Below are 22,411 nucleotides of genomic sequence, written 5' to 3' on the forward strand. Positions count from 1 at the left end.
CACAATAAAAAGAGGTGTTTTATTGCATTTAAAAATGATTTAAAACACAAAAAACACCTCTTTTTACAGAACTAATAAAAAAGAAAATTTACCCTTTTTTAAATAATATTGTTGGATTTAAAACGAGCTTTTTCTGCTGCATTTCTTCTCTCTTATCTCGAATTACCTTACTTATTTTTAATATTTTTTCAGATAGATGGGCCAACCACGTCAACTGTTGAATTACCATGGCAGATTCTTCCATTAAGTTTTTAATTTGGGTATCGTCTGTATAGGATTTTTTCAACTCGTATTCTCTAACATTTTGTAAATAACTCATGCTTACACGATAGCTTTCCTGATCTTCTGCTGTGATTAAGTCCTCTTCTGTAGGAGTATTGTTAAGCAAGTTATGGGTTAACTGTAAGTTCTTGTCAATATAATCCATCACCAAATTAAACGATTCTGAGGCTTTGGTGGTATGACGAGACTGCACATACACACCAATAGAAGCTGCTGTCGATAAGAAGGTATGATTCAATACGGCTAATTCATAAATTTCGGAACGCAAACGCTGTTTGGATTTTGGTTCCTGAATCATGCGTTGAAAAGAAGCCATTAAGTTTCCAATTTCGATAAAGGCATATTTACGAGCCAATTTATACGATAAAGTAGGCTCGCTCTTTTGGTTGTAAATTTCCTTGATTTCCTTCACGTATTGTTGGTTGGCTTGAATGGATTTAGACAAGTGTACATTGACATTGAGGAACTCCCAAGACGGCCATAGTACATAGTTTGCAGCCAAGGCCAATAGTGCACCAATCAAGGTATCAATAACGCGATAAATCAACAAGTCCATGAAATTAGGCGTCAGGATTGCATAGATCAATACGACATACATCGTAATGAATGTCACCCCTACTTTGTAATCCGTATGAGAAAACCAGTAGCCTAAAATCATCGTCAAGATGGTTAAATAGGCAATAAGCGTATGGTTATCCTGAAGGATAAACAACAAACCAAAGGCAATCAATCCTCCTAATATTGTACCAATTACACGCTCAAAGGAACGCGTTTTTGTCAATCCATAACCTGGTCGCATAATCACGACAATCGTTAGTAAAATCCAATATCCATTAAGTAGATTGAAGATATTACTGATGATCAATCCGATTAAAATAGTCAAGGTTAAACGTGTAGCATGTCTAAAAATTGTAGACGTAAAGTTTAGGTTGACAACAAGTGTTTCCCAACGATAATGTACTGGAGTTAAGAATTTTTCTAACTCTTTAAAGCGATCTTCTACATTATCACTAAATGTCTTTTCGGTTAAGATGCGCTCTAAGATGTGAATTTTATCAATCTGGCTTTGCGCATAGTGCAAGACATTGGAAAAAGAGAGCACTGCTTCTACTTTTTTTGGAGATTTACTATCCGCAATAAAGGCAGTCAGTTTCTCTTGTAAGGCGATTAATTTGCGATCAAAATCGTATTTAGGCTTGTAATTCAATCCCATATTGAGGGAATCCCCAATGTCCTTAATAGCAGCAGCAAAATCTTCTGCTAAAGATTGGTAATCGCGAATAATTGTCGGATCATCCTCATCTAAGAGTTCGTGCAGTTCTTTATGGTCGAAAGAAGTAGAAACGGCAATTTCTAATATTTCAACTAAGGTGGAGAAAGCTACAAGTAAACGTCTGTTATTCGAGGAGTTTCCTGTATTAGCTTTATTGAGTACAAGAAATTCACGAAGATTTTCGTGTACATCATTGAGTTTAATTTGAATGTTGAGTTGTTCTTCAACAATTTTATCTGCATTGACCCCTGGAGTCCATAACTGCGCGCGGTATTTAAGGTATTCTGCAGTTAAATCCATACACTCTGACGTTTGTAAAACTCCATAACGACGAGGTCGTATGAAATAAAACGCAAGGGAAACAACTAAATAGAGTAAACCTCCCAGAAGTAGGAGTAAAGCATGGATCCATAAATCTTTACCGACATAACTGTGTGCCAATCCTAAACTGGCAGCTAATAATCCACTGAAGGATAGTAGATTGGCTCGATGCCCATAGACTGAAATCATCCCTAAACTAAAAATAATAAAGATGAAAACAGGATAAAAGTACCAATTCCCTTGGGTTAAGGATAAGAGCAAGGTAACGAAGGGAACAAGTAATGCTCCAACTAAGATACCGTTAATTTTATCCTTGAGGTTACTAGGAATATCGACAGGAGCCGTTAGTAAAGCACCAACAGCCATAGCAAATGCCCAATCGAATTGTTGACTTGGCATAAAAAATAAGAAGGGAATTACTCCCGAAATGGTGATTTTTAACGAATCTGCTAAATGGGTATTATCAGTGTATTTTCTTGCTTTTTGAAGCATATTTTCAGTGGCTTAGATTTAGTTTTTCTTTTTTTTATCTGCAATTTTTTGTTTTGTCTGGCATACTATCTATGGAATAATATGGTACAAGTTAATTTCTCGCATAATTTTTTTTTACAGTAGCATTATTTTCTATAAAGTTACTCAAAATGCTTGATTGTATTGGATTTCCTGCTTTGAATTTAATAATAATTTAAAACTAAAGCAACTTAATTGAGTAAAGGGAGTAAAAGTGATAAAATGATGGGGGCTAAAATCGCAGTTAGAATCCCGTTGAAGATCATTCCAACACTGGCAAAAGCACCGTATTTATTACTGATTTCCATCGCTTTCATCGTTCCCATAGCATGGGAAGAAGTTCCTAGGGCAATACCTTGAGACATCGGATTGTTGATGTGTGTAAGGCGAAGGACCTGAAAACCAACCATACTACCAAATATTCCCGCAATCATAACAGCCGCTGCTGTGATGGAAGGAATACCATGTACTGTTTTGGAAATTTCAAGTGCAATCGGCGTGCTGACAGATTTAGGCACAAGAGAATAAATAATTTCGCGTTCTGCACCTGTCCAATGAGCTAACAGTACAACAGAAACAACCCCTGTTACGCAACCAGCAAATTGACTGAGAACAATAGGGAAGAGCTGTTTTTTGATTACCGGCCATTGAAGATATAAAGGGATGGCTAAGGCTACAATGGATGGCTTTAAGAAAAAGTCAATGTATTGCCCGGCTTGACTAAAGTTTTCGTAGGGAATTTCTAGCAGAACCAAATACGCAATGAGAATGGCTGTAGATAGAATAATGGGATTAAAAATAATCCATTTGTATTTCTCCGTTAGTGTAAGACCTAAGGCATAAAAGGCTACAACCAAAAAGAGTAAAAATGTTGGGTTAGATAAGAAGCTCATTTTTTTAGTTTTCTCAAAAGTTGGTGAGTTAATCCCGTAATAAAAACAACGAGAACTGTACTGAGTAAAGTCGCTACTACAAGAGGAACAAAAGAGGCTTGTAGTAAGTCAAAATAATTGAGCATGGCTACACAAGGCGGAACAAAGAAGATACCCATATTGCGCATAAGAAAACCCGAAATGTCTTGAATAGTGTGTACTTGTACCACTTTTGTTTGCAATAAGATCCACAAAGTAAGGAGACCAATAATACTAGAAGGAAGCTTGATGTCTGTGAGGTAAATGATTAATTCACCAAAGGCAAGGCAGCCAAAAATGACTGCGACTTGTTTGACTACGTTCATTTTGGATGTAAATTTTAGACAAAATTACTAAAAGTGTTTGGGAGCAGCCTCGGAAATCAACTAGAATTTTATACTGAATAGCGTTAATTTTTAGGAATAAAATTAAGAGGAACACTCCATTTTTATCGGGTAAAAAGGAAATTTTTCTTTGCAAATTTCAGGCGATTGCCGTAAGGGATTGAAAGATACGACGCAGTTTACCTTTGTTATCTTATTGTTTCATGCGTATGGGATTCTTAATAATTAGTTAAAGTAAAAAGCGGGATTCTTGTTTTTTGCGTAATACGATAGCGCGTTGAAAAAACAATATTTGTCTCAACTTAATTAAAAGAATCATGAGACAGCAATTACTATTTTGGAATACCGTATTTCTACTATGTGTCAGCCTGACCTATGCGCAACAAAAGCGAAATATTACAGGGGTGGTACAAGATGAAACAGGATTAGAGTTACCTGGTGCCTCTGTTGTAATAAAAGGAACAACAGCGGGAACAACAACAGATTTAAATGGAAAATTCACATTAGAAGTAGAGGATAAAGATCATATTGTAGTTTCTTTTATAGGGTACAAAAACAGTGAAAAAGCAGTACAAAAAACAATTGATTTTACTTTTGTATTAATCCCAGAACAAGCTTCTTTAGATGAAGTAGTCATCACGGCTTTGGGGATTTCAAAAGCAGAGAAGAAAATTGGATATGCAACGCAAAATATAGACGTTAAAAAAGTACAAGAAGTAGCTACACCGAATATGGGAAGTTTGTTGAGTGGTCAAGTAGCAGGACTTCAAGTATCCAATCCTCCTGGGATGCTACAAGCACCTAAGTTTTCCTTAAGAGGAAAAGATCCACTTATTGTGATTGATGGGATTCCAGTAACGACCGATTTTTATGATGTATCACCAGAGGATATCGCCAATATCAATGTGTTGAAAGGAACGAGTGCTTCTGTACTGTATGGTTCATTAGGTCGTAATGGTGCCATTATGATTACAACTAAAAATGCTAAAACAGAAGGTATAACGGTTGAGGTGTCGCAAAATACAATGATCAGTGCAGGGTATACTTTATTTCCTAAAACGCAAAATGAATATGGAAGTGGGTCAAATGGGAAATATGAATTCTGGGATGGAAAAGATGGAGGAATCAGTGATGGGGATATGATTTGGGGACCTAAATTTGAACCAGGGGTGAATATTGCACAGTGGAATAGTCCAATCCGAGACAAACAAACGGGAAGTGTAATTCCTTGGTATGGAAACGTAGAAGGGACACAGTACGATGATAAATCGCGTTACGAAAGAGTGCCTATTGCTTGGGAGTACCACGATAACTTGAAAGAGTTTATGGAAACGGGAATCATCTCTCGTACCAATTTCGCGGTTTCAAACAAATCAGCAAAAGGATCGTATCGTTTAGGTGGGGATTTTTCGTACAACAAAGATCGAGTACCGAATACGAGTATGTATAGAGGAAGTTTAAACTTCAAATCAACAACTTATTTGACCGATAAATTGACGTTAGATTCTAAGCTTTCTTATAGTAGAGTACATGCGCCAAATGTGCCAAATTATGAATATAACCCAAGTGGGCATATGTACACTATTTTAATTTGGATGGGAGATGATGTAAATGGACGTGATTTGAAAAACAATTTATGGACTCCAGGAATGGAAGGATATAAACAAGCAAGTTACAATTATGCATGGTACAACAACCCTTGGTTTGGATCAGAATATTTCAAACGAATCTGGAATAAAGATGTGACAAATGCACAATTGAGTTTGAGTTATCAAGCAACGGAAGATTTAGTATTACAAGGAAGAGCTTCGATGATTTCAACGAATAACAATACAGAATTACAAAGCCCAAAATCATATTTCAATTATAGTACATCAAGAGAAGGTGGATATAGTTTAGAGCAAAATGATCGATTGGATATTGATTATGATTTCTTAGCGATGTACAGCAAGACCATTACCGATAATTTCGGAATTAATATTAATGCAGGTGCGGCTTCTCGTTACTATCGTTTAACAAATTCATTTGCAGCAGCTGATGGATTAACCGTACCAGGTGTACACAATTTAGGAAATTCAAAAGGTCCCGTTACCGCAACGAATTACTTGGAGAAAAAGGCAGTAAATAGTGTGTATGGAACCATAGAATTTGATTTATACAACGCATTTTTCTTGAGTTTTGCAGGACGTAATGACTGGTCTTCAGCTTTAGCGAAAAGTCAACGTTCCTACTTTTATCCTTCTGCTTCCTTGAGTGTGGTGGTCTCTAATTTAGTTGAGATGCCTGAACAAATTGATTATTTAAAATTGTATACGTCTTGGGCAAATGTATCGAGCGATTTAACTCCTTATCAATTGCAATCGACTTATTCTCCTGTGAACCCTTCTTTCAATGGCAATCAAATGGTAGAATATCCCAATGCCGTTTTGAATCCGTATTTACTTCCTGAGAAATCAAAAACCTATGAGGTTGGTTTATCAAGTGCTTTTTACAAGAAGCGTTTAAATGTAGATGTAACGTATTATCGCGTGTTAGACTCAAACTTTATTATTGATTATCCTGTTTCAGAAGCATCTGGATTCAATAACATGAAGGTGAATGGAAATGAATATACAACAAATGGATGGGAAATTTCTTTAACAGGTGCTGTAGTGAAAAATGATAATTTTCAGTGGAACTCAGCCATTAATTGGAGTGCGAGAACTAGACGTTTGACGAAAATTCACGAAGATGCAGAGCGATTTGGCGATTTGCGTTTGAATGACCGTGTGGATTCCTATTATGGTGTGGATTGGATGAAATCACCAGATGGAAAAGTCATCTTAGACGAAAAAACAGGAATGCCTACCGCAAATAAACAAGCGGCATATTTAGGACATAAAGACCCAAAATGGACATTAGGGTGGAACAATAGTTTCAAGTATAAAAATTGGGGATTGAATATTGGAATTGATGGTATTTGGGGTGGTGTAATGCGTTCTGAAGTGGTAGAGAAAATGTGGTGGGGAGGAAAGCATCCTGAATCTGTTCGCTACAGAGATGAAGAATACTCAACAGGAAATCCCGTGTTTGTACCTAGTGGGGTTAACCTAGTTTCGGGAGAATTAGTAACGGATGTACAAGGAAATGTGATTTCAGATACCCGTGTATTTAAAGAGCATACAGGAGCTGTAAACTGGCAAAGTTGGGCGCAAAACTACCCTTATCGCGCTCGAGTAACTGAAAAAGAAAGCAAATTATTCGCAAACGTATTTGATCGTACCTATTTTAAATTGAGAACCTTGAGTTTATCGTATGATTTTACGCCTATGATAAAATCAAAGAAAATCACGCAGTTATCTGCTTCTTTAACGGGATATAACTTATTGATGTGGAAAAAATCAAAAGGATTGTATTCTGATCCAGATTACGATACAGCAAATAAGAACGATATCCAAGATCCTTCAACACGTTGGATTGGACTAGGGTTAAATGTAAAATTCTAATACTGAGAGTCATGAAAAAATACTTAAAAACACTATACGCAATTACTTTGGCATTAACCGTAGTGGGATGTCACGATTTAGATCAATTGAATGAAGATCCAAATAAAATCAAGGAGGCAGATCCTTATTTACTACTCACAAAAGTTGAAAAAACAGCTTTTTCATTACAAAATATAGATAAAGAGTATGCTTCTCGTATGATTATACAAACGGATGGAGAAAGCACCTATCAGTATTTGAAATGGGGAAGTAAAGGATTTGATCGTTATAAAGATTTGATGCAAACCCAAAAAATGATGGACGAGGCTACTCGTACAGGAAAGACCGAATACCTTGCAATTGGACATTTTTTAAAAGCTTATTTCTTTTATGAATTAACCATGTCGTTTGGTGATATTCCTTTCTCAGAAGCTTTGCAAGGCGAAGGAAGCATCCAATTTCCGAAATACGATACACAAGAAGCTGTGTTTGTGGGAATTTTAGAGGAATTAGAACAAGCGTCAAAAACATTGAAAAAAGAAGGTTCAATTCAAGGTGATATCATTTACAATGGCAATTTAAATCGCTGGGAAAAATTGATTGAATCCTATAAATTAAAAGTGTTGTTGACTTTGTCTAAAAAGCAAAAAGTAGGCGGAATTGATGTGGCTCAACGCTTTAATGAAATCTATCAAAAAGGAATCTTGATGATGGATAATACAGATAATGGCCAGCTTACTTTCTTTGATCAAGCAGGAAGCCGTTATCCTCAGTTCAACTCAAGTTCATACGGATCAAGTATGTATATGTCAAGTACTTTTATTGATTTGTTGAAAGAATTGAAAGATCCGAGATTATTTGCATTTGCTCAACGTACCGCTTCAGCTTTGGAGCAAGGATTAGCCGAAGATAATTTCGATGGATACAATGGAGGAGATCCTACGGTACCTTATGCTGAAAATGAAAAATTAGTACAAAGTAAAAATATCTCTAAAGTAAAAAGCAGATACTATCAAGATCCAACCAATGAAACCAATGTAATTTTGAGCTATGCCGAATTGCAATTCATTTTAGCGGAAGCATCGGCTAGAGGGTGGATTGCAGGAAATGCAGCAGATTTTTACCTGAAGGGAATCAAAGGGAATTTTGAATATTATGCTCAATATGCTAAGGGTTTAGGAAACTATTTCACAACAGAAAAGTATGAGGAATATGTGCAACAGCCTAAGGTAAGCTACCAAGGTGGGGATTTACAAACCCAATTGAAACAAATCTTGACGCAAAAGTATTTGATTATGTTTCATCAAGCGGGAATGAGTATTTATTTTGATTATTTGCGTACAGGATTTCCAGCTTTGAAACTACAACAAGGCGTTACTGCTCCAACGAGATGGCAATACCCAAGTTCAGAGTACAACCGAAATCAAGAGCATTTACAAGAAGCATTAGATCGTCAGTTTAGCGGTTCAGATAATATTAGAGGAATTAGTTGGTGGTTAAAATAAGAGAGATGAGTACAACTAGAAGAGATTTTATTAAAACGTCATCCCTTTTTATGGGAGGGATGACGGTTCTAAATGCAATGCCATCGTCAATTCAACGCGCATTGAGTATTGAAGCAGATCCTGGAACGACTTTTCTCGATGCAGAACACGTGGTGTTCTTGATGCAAGAAAATCGCTCTTTTGATCATTGTTATGGAACGTTGAGCGGTGTTCGCGGGTTTAATGATCCTCGCGTAATTCGACAGCCCAATCAGTTGCCTGTTTGGTTTCAAACAGACCAAAATAAAACGATATATGGCCCTTTTCGATTGGATATTGAAAACACAAAAATCACCTGGATGGGGAGCTTACCGCATAGCTGGAAAGATATGGTGGAAGCGAGAAATGACGGTAAAATGGATCAATGGTTGATTGCGAAAAAACCGGGAAATAAAGAATACGCGCATATGCCTTTAACTATGGGGTATTTTACGCGAGAAGATATTCCGTTTTACTATGCTTTTGCGGATGCTTTTACAGTTTGTGATCAGCACTTTTGTTCTTCCTTAACGGGAACAAGCGCCAATCGATCGTATTTTTGGGCAGGAGCAATTCGCGAAAATCCACGTGATCCCAATTCTGTTGCTCACGTCAACAATGGGCAAATCAACTACAAAGATGTGAGTTGGAAAACCTATCCCGAGCGATTGGAAGAAAATAATATCTCTTGGAAGGTGTACCAAAATGAGTTGAGCGTACCTGTAGGGTTTACGGATATGGAAGAATCGTGGTTGGCTAATTTTACGGATAATAACTTAGAGTTTTACAGGCAGTATAATGTTCGTTTTCACAAGGTGCATATTCAATTCAAGACATTAGAATTGAAACGCTTAACACAACAGATAACGGATGGTACGCTAACTGGAGAAGCGTTGCAAAAAGCTGAAACAGAACGCTTAGCATTAGAAAAATACCTAGCAGAACACGGTGAAACTGCATTTGCTCAATTATCGGATTTTGAACAGCAAATTCACAAAAAAGCTTTTACAACCAATACCGCTGATCCTGATTATCACCAAATAGAAGAAATGGAATACCAAGAGAATGGAGAAACCAAAAAGGTAGCTGTTCCCAAAGGAGATATTTTGTATCAATTTAGAAAAGATGTTGCGGAAGATCAATTGCCTATGGTGAGCTGGTTAGTTGCTCCTTGTAATTTTTCAGACCATCCTGGTGCTCCATGGTTTGGCGCTTGGTATGTATCGGAAGTTTTAGATATTCTAACGAAAAATCCAAAGGTGTGGAAAAAGACTATCTTTATTTTAACGTACGATGAAAATGACGGCTATTTTGATCACGTCGCACCGTTTGTTCCTCCACTGAGCACAGATGAAAAACAAGGGAAAGTATCTAGTCAATTGGATACACAAGATGAGTGGGTAACGCTAGCACAAGATCGCGCCAGAGATAGTAAAAGCGCATTGGCAAGTCCTATTGGTTTAGGGTATCGCGTACCTATGGTAGTTGCTTCACCTTGGACAAGAGGGGGTTGGGTAAATTCAGAAGTATGTGATTTAACGTCAACCTTGCAATTTTTGGAGTATTTCATCGAGAAAAAAACAGGAAAAAAAGTAATTGAAGAGAATATATCAGCGTGGAGAAGAGGTACATGCAGTAATATGACATCCGTTTTTCAACCAGCGAATGATTTGAAGAAATTGGATTTAGATTTTGTTGACCGAAGCAAGTATGTGGAGCGTATTCTAAATGCCCGAGATAAAAATGTACCACAAGGTTTTAATGCTTACACTTGGCAGGAATTGCAACAGCACCAAGCGTGGAATGATTTTCAACATTTCCCTAAACAAGAAAGTGGCGTAAAAAAAGCGTGCGGATTGCCTTATGTAATCAATGTCAATGCATTAGTTGATAAAAAAGGAGTGCAAATGCAATTGGATATTCACGCCAATCAACTTAAAAATAAGGACTATTTAGCGCCTGTTCAAGTATATGCTCATCAGAAGTTTCAAGGAGAAACAGGTCGTAATTGGAATTTCAGCGTAGATGAAAAGGAATCTTTGGTATACCAATGGGGAAGCCAGGATTTAGAACAAGGACGATACAACTTTAGTGTACATAGTTTCAATGGTTTTTACCGAAATTTCAAAGGGAAAGTACAAGATCCTAGTGTAGTTGTTGATTTTATAGTACATGTCGATCAAACTGTAACGATTTCCCTCAAGAACAAATCAAATGAAACACTTGCGTTCTATGTTCAAGATGTTGTATACAGCAAAGAAAATCAGAAGATATCAGTAAAACCAAACGAAGAACACACCCTGAAGCTAGATTATACTAAATACAAAGGATGGTATGATGTGGTGATTACGCTAGTCAATTATGCTAATTTTGTTTATCAATATGCAGGTCATATCGAAAATGGAGCAAGTAGTATTACGGATCCTTATATGGCGAGTTTTTCAAAGTGGAGTTAGGTGAGATGAGGTGGTAAGATGATGAGGTGGTGTGATGTAAAACCCCGTAGTGGCAAATGGCAATTTGCCAAGTAACTAGATGAAAAGTCTGGTCAAACCTCACGAAGAGCAAAAAACAAACCTCACAAAGAGCAAATTCACTTCTGACAAAATAAAGACAAGCAGTACCTTTGTTCGACATTCCTTGGACATTCCTTGGAGTATACTAGGAAAATACACCCTTTTGTCGAAGGAATGTCCAAGAAAACTCGAAGGAAACTCCAAGGAGTGTTGAAGGAGAATCGAAGGAACCTTATCCAATAATAGAAAAAGTGAATGGTGAGAAGGTTAGACGATGAGAAGTTGAGATGTAAAATCCCGTAGTGGCAAATGGCAATTTGCCAAGTAACCAGATAAAAAATCTGGGCAAACCTCACAAAAACAGCATTTCTTCTTTAATCGATAAATTTTACGATTTCACAAAAAACAAACCTCACAAAGAGCAAAGCACAAACCTCACAAAAAACAACCCTCCCAAAGCTCCAATCATAAATATCGTATCTTTGTTGTATTCGTCAAGTGATGAGTGGTAAAAACCGATCAATCGTGGATAAGAGAGCATTTAAAGACACCGTATATACAGAGTTAGCAAAAGTAGCCAAAGCAATGGCAAATCCCGTGCGATTGGAGATTATTGATCTATTAGCGCAAGGGCCTTTCTCTGTAGAACAGATTGCCAATTATACCAATCAATCCATTGCGAATGCATCCCAGCACTTGCAGAACCTTAAAAAAGCGCAACTCGTTCAAATCAATAAACAAGGAAATTTTATATACTATTCACTGAGGAGTAATGGGGTATATAAGACGTGGATTGCCTTGCGTGAATTGGGGATTCATTTCAATGCAGAAGTAGAAAAGGTGATTACTGATTTTCGTCAAGGACAAAATGAAAACCTACAAGCAATCGATGCAGATACGTTAGCAACTCTACTTAAAGAAGAAGAGATTTTATTGTTGGATGTTCGCCCAGAAGAAGAATACAATCGAGGGCATATTCATCAAGCACTATCAATGCCTTTACAGCAATTAGAAAAGGCAATAAAAGCATTCGACAAAAGAAAAACCATTGTGGCATATTGTCGCGGTCCTTTTTGTGTTTATGCGGATGAAGCTGTTGCTTTCCTGATGGAAAAGGGCTTTAAAGCGATTCGCTTGGAGGAAGGGTATCCTGAATGGGCTTTAAAAGGCCTGCCTACAAATAAAAAAGAAGAATAGATTTTTGAAAAATAGCAGAGAAGCGCATGGAGGAATCCATGCGCTTTTTTTGTTATGGATCTGATTGTTTGTTTTGATCCAAAGAGTAAGGAAGTATATTTCATAAAGTATCTATTCAATGAATTTATTGAATAGATGATGGGAAATATTATCTTTGTTTTCGATCTGATGTAGAAAAACATAAAACAAAAAAATAACAGATGAAGGCTATACAACTTGGTTTAAAAGAAAACTGGAAGCAATTTATCCTTTTAGTCGTAGTCAATATGATGGTTGGAGGAATGGTTGGATTGGAGCGCACGGTTGTTCCTTTGGTGGGAACAGAGGAGTTTCATATTCAATCGGACGTTGTTGTCTTTTCTTTTATCATGGCTTTCGGGGTGGTCAAAGCGTTTACCAACTTAATTTCAGGGGTGTTAGCGGATCAATATACGCGCAAGAAAGTATTGGTTTTAGGCTGGCTTATTGGTGTCCCCGTTCCTTTTTTATTGGCTTATGGACCGTCATGGGATTGGATTTTATTTGCGAATATTCTTTTGGGGATTAGTCAGGGATTGGCTTGGTCTATGACGGTAAACATGAAGATCGATTTAGTGGGAAGTAAAAGTCGCGGCTTGGCTATGGGATTAAATGAAGCTGCTGGTTATGGTGCTGTAGGGCTAACTGCTTTGGTCACCGGGATTATTGCTTCTCGTTATGGTTTGCGTCCAGCGCCTTTTTACTTGGGAATTGCTTATACGCTTATTGGTTTACTACTTTCGATTTTTGTTGTGAGAGATACCCGTCAATTTGCACAATTGGAAGCCAAACAGCACAATCAAACAACAAAAGAAGGAATTGCTAAGCCTAACTTGTGGTGGGTGTTTAAAGAAACTACCTATAAAAATAAGAACTTGTTTTCTATTTCTCAGGCCGGGTTAATCAATAATTTAAATGATGGAATGTCTTGGGGAGTATTTCCTTTGCTTTTTATCTCGATGGGTGTAGGATTAGAAGGCGTGGGATGGATTAAAGCTGTCTATCCAGTTGTTTGGGGAGTAGGACAGATTGTAACAGGTCCTTTGACTGATAAATGGGGGAGAAAACCCTTAATTGTTTGGGGAATGTTTATCCAAGTATTGGGACATCTAGAGATTGGAAGTGCTGTTTTCAATCCTTTAACGGCGGGTTTAATTGGTTCTGTTCTATTGGGGATAGGAACAGCTATGGTATATCCTGCGTTGCTCGCTGCGGTTAGTGATGTGGCACATCCCAATTGGAGAGCTTCTTCTTTGGGTGTTTATCGCTTTTGGCGCGATATGGGTTATGCTATAGGAGCGTTAATGGCTGGAATTGTAGGGAATTATTTCGGCTTGATGTGGGCTGTTCACATCGCGGGAGCCTTGACGCTTGTATCAGGTATTGTAGTGTGGATCCGAATGAAAGAAACCCGCTGAGGTAGAATGTAGCTTTATTGATTGGAACAATTGCTCAACAAACATCTTCCCGATGTACCCAGTAAATCAGTATCTTTGATATTGTAAATCTCAATCCATGCGTTATCAAGAAATTCTTCCCATTCCTGCTTTACAAGGGTATATCCGTTACTTTTGGGTATTGGAGAGTGGAGAAGAACAACCGGTGAGCAAGCAATTTAAAATAGTACCCGATGGGATTCCCGCTTTGATTTACCAAGATACGCCTAATCTATTTCGAGATGAACACGAACAATATACGCCTCAATTGTATGTTTACGGTGCCTTTACAACGTATACCAATCAATTAATTGATGGTGCTTTTCGCATTATTGGCGCGTATCTGGAACCTACAGCTTTAAAAAGTATATTCAGATTGGATGCTTCTGATGTAACCAATCAAACCATTGCATTAGCTGATTTGATGGCTACTCCTTTATTGGATCAATTGCAGCATGCTTCTACGATAGAGGATAAAATTACCTTGCTTTCTGATTTTATTCTTCGACAAATCCAGCTTGTCCGTTATGAAAATCAAAAGGCTAAATTTGCCTCTAATTTATTACAATGCGGTAAATCACTAGCAGAGATTCAAGAAGAATTGAAAATGTCTGAGCGCACCTTGGAACGTCTCATGAAACAACATGCGGGAATATCTCCCAAAATTTTCTCGCGAATTATGCGTTTTCAGACGAGTTTAGAATTGCTAAAAACCAAGGGGTTTGATACCCTAACAACGCTAGTGTATGATCAAGATTACTATGATCAATCTCACTTTATCCGAGAGTTTAAAACTTTTACAGGAAATAATCCAACGCAGTTTTTGAAACATTCAGACGAAAAGCTCTCTAATTTTCCCGAGTGGAAAAAGGAGAAAAGGAGAAAAGGAGTAATTTTTAGGGATGTCGGTTTTATCCAATCCTAAGGATTTCGCATCCTTTAGTTTTGCAGTATAATTTTAAAAGATAAAAAAATGCAAAACAAAATCGTTCGAATGAACCCTGCAACAGTACCTCACCCTGTGGGAAAATATGCACACGTAACTGTGATTCCAAAAGAAGCTAGTTTATTTACCTTTTCAGGTCAAATTGGCATCAATGCAGAAGGCGTGATTCCGTCTAATTTTAATGAACAAGTAAAATTGACTTTTGACAATATCCAAGCCCTATTAGCAAGTCAAGACTTAACAGCTGAAGAAGTAATCAAAGTGAATATTTGGGCAACACAAACCATCGATTGGGAGTATTTTGACCCTATCTGGATTAGCGTTTTTGGAAACAATTATCCATCCATGACCGTTGCCTATATTTCCGCTTTAGGTTTACCAGAAATTGCGATTGAAATTGAAATTTGGGCTGCGAAGTAAAAGAAAACATCCTTTTTGTATTGGTATAAAAAGGATGTTTGATTTTAGTATGAAATCAAGTGTAAATACTTGATTTGTAGATTTTTAATTTGATTTATTGTTGCTAATTTTATAGAATAATAACCATTAAAAATTTTATACATATGAAAAAATTACTCTTTTGCTTATTAGCAATTACAGGAATTCTTCTTACAGGGTGTAGTAAAGAAGACGAAAAGACGAAGAATCCTTCAGATTTTCAGTTAACAGAACAAGAATATCGAGAAAAAGTTATTGAAATGAATGAAATCTTTGATAAATATGGCGCTTATGATGATGGAACTATTTCGTATGACTATTATAAAAGTGAGCATAGACATGCAATTGAAAAATTAGATTTAAAAGAATTGGAAAACTTCTTTATTGAGCTTCATTCACCAGAAGGATTGAAAAATGTTGAGGATGAATTTACAATTGAAAAAGTAAATACTAGTGAATCGAAAAAAAGTACTAAATCTACAACACAGTATCAAGTGACAGGTAAACATAGTAGTGCTATTATTGGAAAATCAAGTTCATTTGTTGATTTTACAATTAGAGATTATGAAACTATTGCCTTTGTTAATGCTGGTGCAACATATGAGAATGATAATGTGAGTTATGATAGGACTAATGGTAATAATATTGTTCCGTTTTATCCTGATGCGAATCAAGATTATTTTGAACATAAAGGGGGAATTAATGTTTCTTGTCGAATTCTTGCATTTGGACGTCCAGTTACCGCAGATATGCAAGCTAGATTTAATCGCAATGGCTCAGGAAGTGTTGTGAGTTTTAGAGCTTAATTAAGAAAGAAAAGCTAGGCGTTAATCTAGTCTATTTATAGTAAAAAGTTATACTATTTACTGTAAATGGTTCACCATCCACTGTCAACCATTCACCATCCACCGCCAACCAAACTGTCCACTGTTAACCGTCAACCAAAAACCTATCTTCCTTTAGAAAACGCCATTTTTACAGCTAAAAAGAGCAATACGCTCCCCATAAACCACTTTTGTATTTTAACCCAAAACGGTTGTTTTTGAAAGAAGGATGCGAGTTTAGCAGCGAATAAAATAATTAGTAAGTTATTTAAAAAACTAACGATTAATTGAGTGGTTCCCAGCGTTAAACTTTGCAGTAGAACCGAACCGTGCATCGGTTTTATAAATTGTGGAAATAGCGACAAGTAGAATACAGCCACTTTTGGATTGAGGACATTAGTCAAAAAACCAATAGAAAATAGTTTACTTGGTTTATCAATTTTGAGTGTTTGTTCAACATCAAAGATATTTTTCCCATTGGGTTTTACCGCTTGAAAAGCGAGGTAAACCAGATACAGGGCTCCTGTCCATTTTAAAATGGTATAAGCATAGGGAATTGCAAATAAAACAGCGGTTAATCCAAAGGAAACCAATAGGATATGAAATAAAAATCCAACCATAACACCTAGTAGCGAAATAAGTCCCGCTTTTTTACCTTGTGATAAAGTTCTTGAAATTAGGTAAACCATATTAGGTCCTGGAGTGATAGCTAAAATTAAAGCGGCTAAAGCAAATAGCAACAAGGCTTGAAACGGAATCATAGACTTAGTTTTAAAAGAAGGTGATAGAAAGCAAAAACAAATCGGTTGAGCTAGTATTTTTTGAAAAAAAAGTACTATCTAAAAATAAGGCAAGTAGATACTGCATGTGCATAAATCACACCTGTTGCATCAACGAGTTTAGATTCCAAATAGGCTGTTGTTCTACCTTGGTGAATAATAGTTGTTTCAGTATGTAATAATGGACTGTCGGTGGTGATTTTTTTTAGAAAATTTACTTTTAAATCTAAAGAAGTAAAGCTTTCACCTGCTGCTAAAGTAGTGAGTAGTGAACATCCAATAGCCGTATCCAATACTGTACTGATAATACCTCCGTGAACAGTACCAATAAGATTATATAAAAATGCGCTTGCTTTTAATTCAAAAACAGCTTGTCCTTTTTCTACCGCAATCAGCGTACTGTGAATTGTCTCGAGTGCAGGTGCTTGTGGCAATGAACCATTGAGAACTCCTACTAAAAGATCATAACCACTTTGTTTTTTCGCTTCGTCTAAAAGGGTAGTAGGGTTTTCCCAAGTATAGGTACGTGTATTTTTTGTCATAATTGTTTGTTTTTGTATGTAAATTTATTCGATTTCTTTTAACAGAAAAAGCTTTATTTGTCACCAAATTTAGGAAGATAAATACTTTCAAACAATTGAAATTTTTGGTAGCTTTACTTCAATATTTTAGAAGTATGGATGTACATCAATTAAAAAGTTTTAAGACAATTGTTGAAAAAGAAAGTTTCCAAGAAGCAGCAAAGGAATTAAATTATTCCCTATCGGCTATTAGTTATCAAATGCAACAACTTGAAAATGAGCTTAATTTTTCCTTGTTTGAAAAAATAGGAAGAAGGATGCACCCTACTGAACAGGCTTTAAAAATGATTCCACATATTAAGCGTATTGAGGAAGAGGTTCAACAAATAAAATTACTTAATACAGATTGTACAAAAATAGAAGGTAGTTTAACTATATCAGTTTCGGATAGTTTAGTAACCTATATCTTACAACCTGCATTAAAGAAATTTATTGAAAAAGCACCAAATGTACTTTTAAAATTAAAAGTCAAAAACTGTTATGAAATACAAAGAGATATTATTAAAAATGAAATTGATTTAGGGATTCATTACCAGGTAGATGGTTATGGGCCACAAATAAAAACGGTTCCTATTAAAGACTTTAAAGTAGGCTTGATGGCTTCTCCTCAGTTTCCAAAAAAAGAGATGGATTTCAGTCAATGGAATCAAGAGAAAGGTTGCGCATTGATTAATAGTGATAGCAATGGAGTGTATCAAAAAGCTTTCAAAGAAGAATTAAAAAAGAGAAGTATAGCGGTTAAACAACACATTGAACTTTGGAGTATTGAAGCAACAAAACGAAGCATTATGAGCCAGATCGGTATTTCTTATTTGCCTCATTTTGTGGTAGAGGAAGAATTGAAAGGAGGGAAGATTATCGAAATTCCAGTACAGGGTTTTTTGCCGACAATTACGATGATTGCGGCTTATCATCACCAAAAGTGGATTAGTCCTGCCATGCAGTTATTTTTAACTATTTTACAAGAGCAGATGGAAGAAGATGAAACAGTATAACAATTAGAAAAGGAACAAATGAAAAAAATATTTTTTATCGCTCTACTTATTGTAAGTGGACTTGTACTAGCTAATAGTACAGTATTTCATCAAAGTAAATACACAGCTAAAACAGAGGAAGAAATGGAAACAAGAAAAGATAAAAATACCAAAGTAATTTATTTTGCAGGCGGGTGCTTTTGGGGAACAGAACACTTTTTCCAGCAAGTTAGAGGAGTAGTTGCTACTGAAGTGGGCTATGCAAATGGGAAAACGAAAAATCCAACGTATAAAGAGGTTACTACAGGAACAACTGGTTTCGCAGAAACAGTAAAAGTAACATATGATCCTCAAGTTGTTGATTTTGAGTTGTTACTTGATTTATTTCTACAAATAATTGATCCTACCACCTTAAATCGACAAGCCAATGATGTGGGAACGCAGTATCGCTCTGGGATTTACTATGCAGATCAGTCAGATGAATTTTTAATTACGCAAAAAATTAAGGAATTAGCGAAGCAGTACACGAAAGAAATCGTAGTTGAGGTAGAACCATTGCGCAATTTTTACGATGCAGAAACGTATCATCAAAAATACTTAGATAAAAACCCAGGGGGTTATTGTCATATTGGTGCAGATTTATTTGAAATAGCGAGAAAGGCTAACCCTAAAAAAGAGCAAACGTATCAACGTCAAGAAAAAGAAATATTAAAGACAACATTAACTCCAACTCAATACGAAGTAACGCAAAATAACGGTACAGAACGAGCGTATAGCAATGAACTATGGAAGGAGTTTCGCGAGGGGATTTATGTAGATATTACAACAGGTGAACCGTTGTTTATTTCAACAGATAAGTATGATGCAGGTTGTGGGTGGCCTAGTTTCTCCAAACCGATTAATACGCGATTAATTGAAGAAAAAGAAGATAAATCACACGGTATGGATCGCATAGAAGTGAGAAGTACTACAGGTGATGCTCACTTAGGACATGTCTTTAACGATGGACCTGCTGAGACAGGTGGGTTGCGTTATTGTATTAATGGAGCTTCTTTGCGCTTTGTTCCTAAAGAAGAAATGCAAGCAGCAGGATATGGAGCTTATCTCTCTTTACTTCAAAAGAAAAAATAAGGGCGAAAATAATTTCGCCCCTCTTTTTGAAAAATAGAAAATAAAATTAATCTCGTATTTTATTGTTGATACGTTTCTACGTCTTGAATTAACTGAGTAAGAATTACTTTGATTGATGCACCTGGATAAGGCCCACGAGATTGTCCGGTCCATAAGCTTAAAAATTGTGCATCTTCTTTCTTTTTAGCTGCGATTCGAAAACCTACCGTCAATTTATTTTGGAACGGATAGGGTAGAATATAATCTGAATGATCTAGTTTTTGCGTAAAAGTATTGCGCAATCCTCTTGCATAACGACCTGAAAAACTTTTAGTTAAGACCAATTGGTCTTCAGCAGCTTGTCGTAAAGCTTCTTTTTCGAATTCGGCTAAATTGCTTTCCTCCGATCCCATCAATAAACTACCAAGAGCAAATCCTTGTGCACCTAATGTTTTAACAGCTAGGAGTGTGGAAGCATTATATAATCCACCTGCATAAATGAGTGGTGTTTTTACCGTTTCATATACTTTAGCTAACAAAGATAATCCTCCAATTTCAGGTAGCGTTTCACGTAAAAAAGTACCTTGATGCCCACCTGCTTCAATGCCTTGTACACAAATGATATCGATGCCTTTTTGTTCTAATAGTTGCGCTTCCGCTACAGATGTAGCTGTACCAATAAGGATAACCCCATGTTGTTTGAGCTTTGCAATCGTTGCCTCATCAAAGACACCAAAAGTAAAACTGACGATTTGACAACCTTCGGCAATAATTGCATCCACTTGGTCGCGGTAGTCTGTATAAACCACTTGGTCATAGTCTGCTAATTGAACGTCCAGATTAGCTTGTTTGGAAAAATCTTCTAAATATTGTTTTGTACGGGTATATTGATTTTTTAATTCAGCTGTGCGTTCCGGTAAAGGATTTAGAAACACATTAACCGCAAAAGGATGAGAAGTCAACTGCTTTGTTTCCCGAATTAATTCTCTACATTTTGTAGCAGGTAAGTCGCCCAATGGGAGTGTACCTAAAACACCAATTTCACCAGCTGCAGCTACCATTTGAGGAGTAGCGACGCCAAACATGGGAGCTTGAATAATAGGGTATGGTATAGATAGAAGTGTGGTAATGTTGTTTTTCCAACTAAAAGTTTTCGTAGACATCTTCATTCGTTTTTTGGGGTTAATACTCAAAAGTACGAGTTAAAATAAAAGGAAAAGATGATAAATAGCAGTATTTTAAAACAGGGTAAAAATAAAAAAAGCCCAATTGCAGGCAATTGGGCTTTGATTGTATAAGAGAAGAAAACTATTTTCTACTGTTTTTAGCAGCGTCGAATTTTTTTCCTTTGTTGTACGATTTTTTAGTAGCTTTTGTTTGTTTAGCAGCAGCTCTATTAGCGTTGTTTACGAATTCCAAGGCTCCAGTATACGAAGCAGTAATCTTGTTTTCTCTGTCGTCGATTGCGTTAACAGTGATTGTATATTGATCGCCTGTTTTTTCAATTTTTACAGTTCCTGTACGCGTAGGAGCGAAGTTTGTTGGATTGCCATTCTTTAATTGATAAAACCAAGTTCCCCAGTCTAATCCTGGTTCAGAACCTCCACCTAAACCTGCATTTCCTGCATTTTCTTCTCCGATTGGGAATTCTCCTGTCGGAATATCAGTTGTTGCATTTACGTCTGTGTAAAGTGTTACACGCATCCATTCTCCTGTTCCATCTACATCAAAGTACTCGCCAGGAGTAGGAGTTAACGTACCTGAATATAAATACATATTCCAACGGTTGTTTTCTTTTCCCGTGATTGGTGATTTGCCTTTGTACTCTAAAAATCCTTGTGTTAATTGCTCAACTTCTTTATCTGCTCTCAACGTAGAAACGGTATATTGATCGCCTTGTTTTACTTTTCCGATGTATTTACCTAAATGTCTTGTACCATCTTCTAATAAAATATTAAAGCGAATTTCTTGTCCCTTTTCGTTGTCCATCACTTTGATTGCACCATCTAAAATGTACAATTCATCTTTGATTCCAGCTGCTTTATCGTTGTGTTGGAATGAAGCAAATGAATAATCATAATCTCCATTTTCAATCGCTTCTTTTGATCCTACTCTAAATGTGCCTACTTTATACTCAGTAGATGCCTTAAAGGTTTTCACAGGAACTTTTGCTTCCCATGCTTTTGGAGCCATTTCGTCAAAGAAAGAAAGAGAAATATAGTATCCATCTCCATCTTCTTTTAATTCCCCGTATTCATTTGCATCTCCTTGAGTGAAATACGTCATATATTCCGCTACATTGGGGTGATCAAAGATATTATCTCCCCAATACCAACCGTTTTGAACTTCATACGTTACATTGTAAACAGGTTCAATATCAATGGCTTGTGTGTAATTGATGTCATATTCTTCCCCTTGTTCGTCTTGTAAAGTACCCTTGAAAGTATAAGAACCATTGGTATTTACTACCGCTAATTCCCCTTTTGTGATTGCAACTACTGCGTCACCATTTTTTATTGTACTCGTTGTTGAAAGGGTGTATAGATTTTCTGTATCAGCAACAATATACGTTTCTGATTTTAAGGTTGCTTCTAATAATTCTTCTTCTTTTACAACATTAGAGATGAATTTTAAATTAAATTCCCCTTTGTTGGTTGTAAGAACAATAGCGAAATTCCCGCTATCTTTTACTTTTCCTACATAAGTTCCTGTAGCTTGCTTTACGGTAGTAGGAACTGTTGGATCGATTGGATCTACAGGGATTAAGTAATTGTGGTCATCACTACTACATGATGTGATTGCTAAACTACTAAGCAAAACAAAGTTTATTACATACGATAGTCTTTTCATAATTAAATCGAATTAGTGTCAAAGTGTGTGCAGGCACACGAGTTATTTTTGTTTGTTGGAAGAATTTTATATTTTGATTTTTGGTTTTTTTTGGGTGTTTATATTTGATGTTTA

17 protein-coding genes are annotated in these 22,411 nt (G+C 36.4%); 10 read left to right on the top strand and 7 right to left on the bottom strand.

Annotation, left to right across the window (positions count from 1 at the left end; translation table 11 throughout):
• Positions 1-88 precede the first annotated feature (88 nt).
• From M2306_RS02765 to M2306_RS02775, 3 genes are all read right to left on the bottom strand, one after another.
• Positions 89-2,368, bottom strand: coding sequence for an FUSC family protein (locus tag M2306_RS02765; protein ID WP_115090809.1), 2,280 nt, complete (start codon positions 2,366-2,368; stop codon positions 89-91).
• A 209-nt stretch (positions 2,369-2,577) separates the two neighbouring features.
• Positions 2,578-3,279 carry an LrgB family protein gene (locus M2306_RS02770; protein WP_115090808.1) on the bottom strand — a complete coding sequence of 234 codons (702 nt, stop codon included), beginning with the start codon at positions 3,277-3,279 and terminating at the stop codon, positions 2,578-2,580.
• On the bottom strand, positions 3,276-3,623 hold the full coding sequence (locus tag M2306_RS02775) for a CidA/LrgA family protein (protein WP_002985890.1): 348 nt from the start codon (positions 3,621-3,623) through the stop codon (positions 3,276-3,278). Before M2306_RS02775 ends, M2306_RS02770 begins: the two co-directional genes overlap by 4 nt.
• Positions 3,624-3,958: 335 nt before the next feature.
• Between M2306_RS02775 and M2306_RS02780 the strand changes: the two genes are divergently transcribed.
• The 8 genes from M2306_RS02780 (at position 3,959) to M2306_RS02815 (ending at position 15,985) form a co-directional block, all read left to right on the top strand.
• Positions 3,959-7,126, top strand: coding sequence for a SusC/RagA family TonB-linked outer membrane protein (locus tag M2306_RS02780; RefSeq protein ID WP_259187900.1), 3,168 nt, complete (start codon positions 3,959-3,961; stop codon positions 7,124-7,126).
• Positions 7,127-7,137: 11 nt separating this feature from the next.
• Complete coding sequence (locus M2306_RS02785; RefSeq protein WP_115090806.1) at positions 7,138-8,610, top strand: SusD/RagB family nutrient-binding outer membrane lipoprotein; 1,473 nt, start codon at positions 7,138-7,140, stop codon at positions 8,608-8,610.
• A gap of 5 nt (positions 8,611-8,615) precedes the next feature.
• Entirely contained in the window at positions 8,616-11,084 is a 2,469-nt protein-coding gene (locus tag M2306_RS02790; RefSeq protein WP_259187901.1) for a phosphocholine-specific phospholipase C, read from the top strand.
• A 585-nt stretch (positions 11,085-11,669) separates the two neighbouring features.
• The gene (locus M2306_RS02795) at positions 11,670-12,341 is read left to right on the top strand and encodes an ArsR/SmtB family transcription factor (protein WP_236594129.1); all 672 of its coding nucleotides are present in this window, start codon (positions 11,670-11,672) and stop codon (positions 12,339-12,341) included.
• 200 nt (positions 12,342-12,541) lie between these two features.
• Complete coding sequence (locus M2306_RS02800) at positions 12,542-13,777, top strand: MFS transporter (RefSeq protein ID WP_259187902.1); 1,236 nt, start codon at positions 12,542-12,544, stop codon at positions 13,775-13,777.
• A 97-nt stretch (positions 13,778-13,874) separates the two neighbouring features.
• Positions 13,875-14,720, top strand: a complete 846-nt coding sequence (locus M2306_RS02805) for a helix-turn-helix domain-containing protein (protein WP_259187903.1) — start codon at positions 13,875-13,877, stop codon at positions 14,718-14,720.
• Positions 14,721-14,768: 48 nt separating this feature from the next.
• The gene (locus M2306_RS02810) at positions 14,769-15,161 is read left to right on the top strand and encodes a RidA family protein (RefSeq protein ID WP_115090801.1); all 393 of its coding nucleotides are present in this window, start codon (positions 14,769-14,771) and stop codon (positions 15,159-15,161) included.
• A gap of 143 nt (positions 15,162-15,304) precedes the next feature.
• Positions 15,305-15,985, top strand: coding sequence for an EexN family lipoprotein (locus M2306_RS02815; protein WP_259187904.1), 681 nt, complete (start codon positions 15,305-15,307; stop codon positions 15,983-15,985).
• A gap of 143 nt (positions 15,986-16,128) precedes the next feature.
• Here M2306_RS02815 and M2306_RS02820 read toward each other — a convergent pair whose 3' ends face one another.
• Together M2306_RS02820 and M2306_RS02825 are read right to left on the bottom strand one after the other, a co-directional pair.
• Complete coding sequence (locus M2306_RS02820) at positions 16,129-16,764, bottom strand: LysE family translocator (protein ID WP_115090799.1); 636 nt, start codon at positions 16,762-16,764, stop codon at positions 16,129-16,131.
• A gap of 74 nt (positions 16,765-16,838) precedes the next feature.
• Positions 16,839-17,324, bottom strand: coding sequence for a PaaI family thioesterase (locus tag M2306_RS02825; protein ID WP_115090798.1), 486 nt, complete (start codon positions 17,322-17,324; stop codon positions 16,839-16,841).
• 134 nt (positions 17,325-17,458) lie between these two features.
• On the opposite strand from M2306_RS02825, the gene M2306_RS02830 reads away from it, so the two are divergent.
• Complete coding sequence (locus M2306_RS02830; RefSeq protein WP_147279630.1) at positions 17,459-18,358, top strand: LysR family transcriptional regulator; 900 nt, start codon at positions 17,459-17,461, stop codon at positions 18,356-18,358.
• Positions 18,359-18,376: 18 nt separating this feature from the next.
• The gene (gene msrA / locus M2306_RS02835; protein ID WP_259187905.1) at positions 18,377-19,468 is read left to right on the top strand and encodes a peptide-methionine (S)-S-oxide reductase MsrA; all 1,092 of its coding nucleotides are present in this window, start codon (positions 18,377-18,379) and stop codon (positions 19,466-19,468) included.
• A gap of 59 nt (positions 19,469-19,527) precedes the next feature.
• On the opposite strand, the gene M2306_RS02840 is transcribed toward msrA, so the two are convergent.
• Positions 19,528-20,610 (bottom strand): NAD(P)H-dependent flavin oxidoreductase, encoded by a 1,083-nt coding sequence (locus M2306_RS02840; RefSeq protein ID WP_259187906.1) that lies wholly within the window; start codon positions 20,608-20,610, stop codon positions 19,528-19,530.
• Positions 20,611-20,755: 145 nt separating this feature from the next.
• The gene (locus M2306_RS02845; protein WP_259187907.1) at positions 20,756-22,297 is read right to left on the bottom strand and encodes a hypothetical protein; all 1,542 of its coding nucleotides are present in this window, start codon (positions 22,295-22,297) and stop codon (positions 20,756-20,758) included.
• Positions 22,298-22,411 lie beyond the last annotated feature (114 nt).

The sequence above is a fragment of the Myroides gitamensis genome, assembly GCF_029894455.1.
GTDB classification, from domain to species: Bacteria; Bacteroidota; Bacteroidia; order Flavobacteriales; family Flavobacteriaceae; genus Flavobacterium; species Flavobacterium odoratum.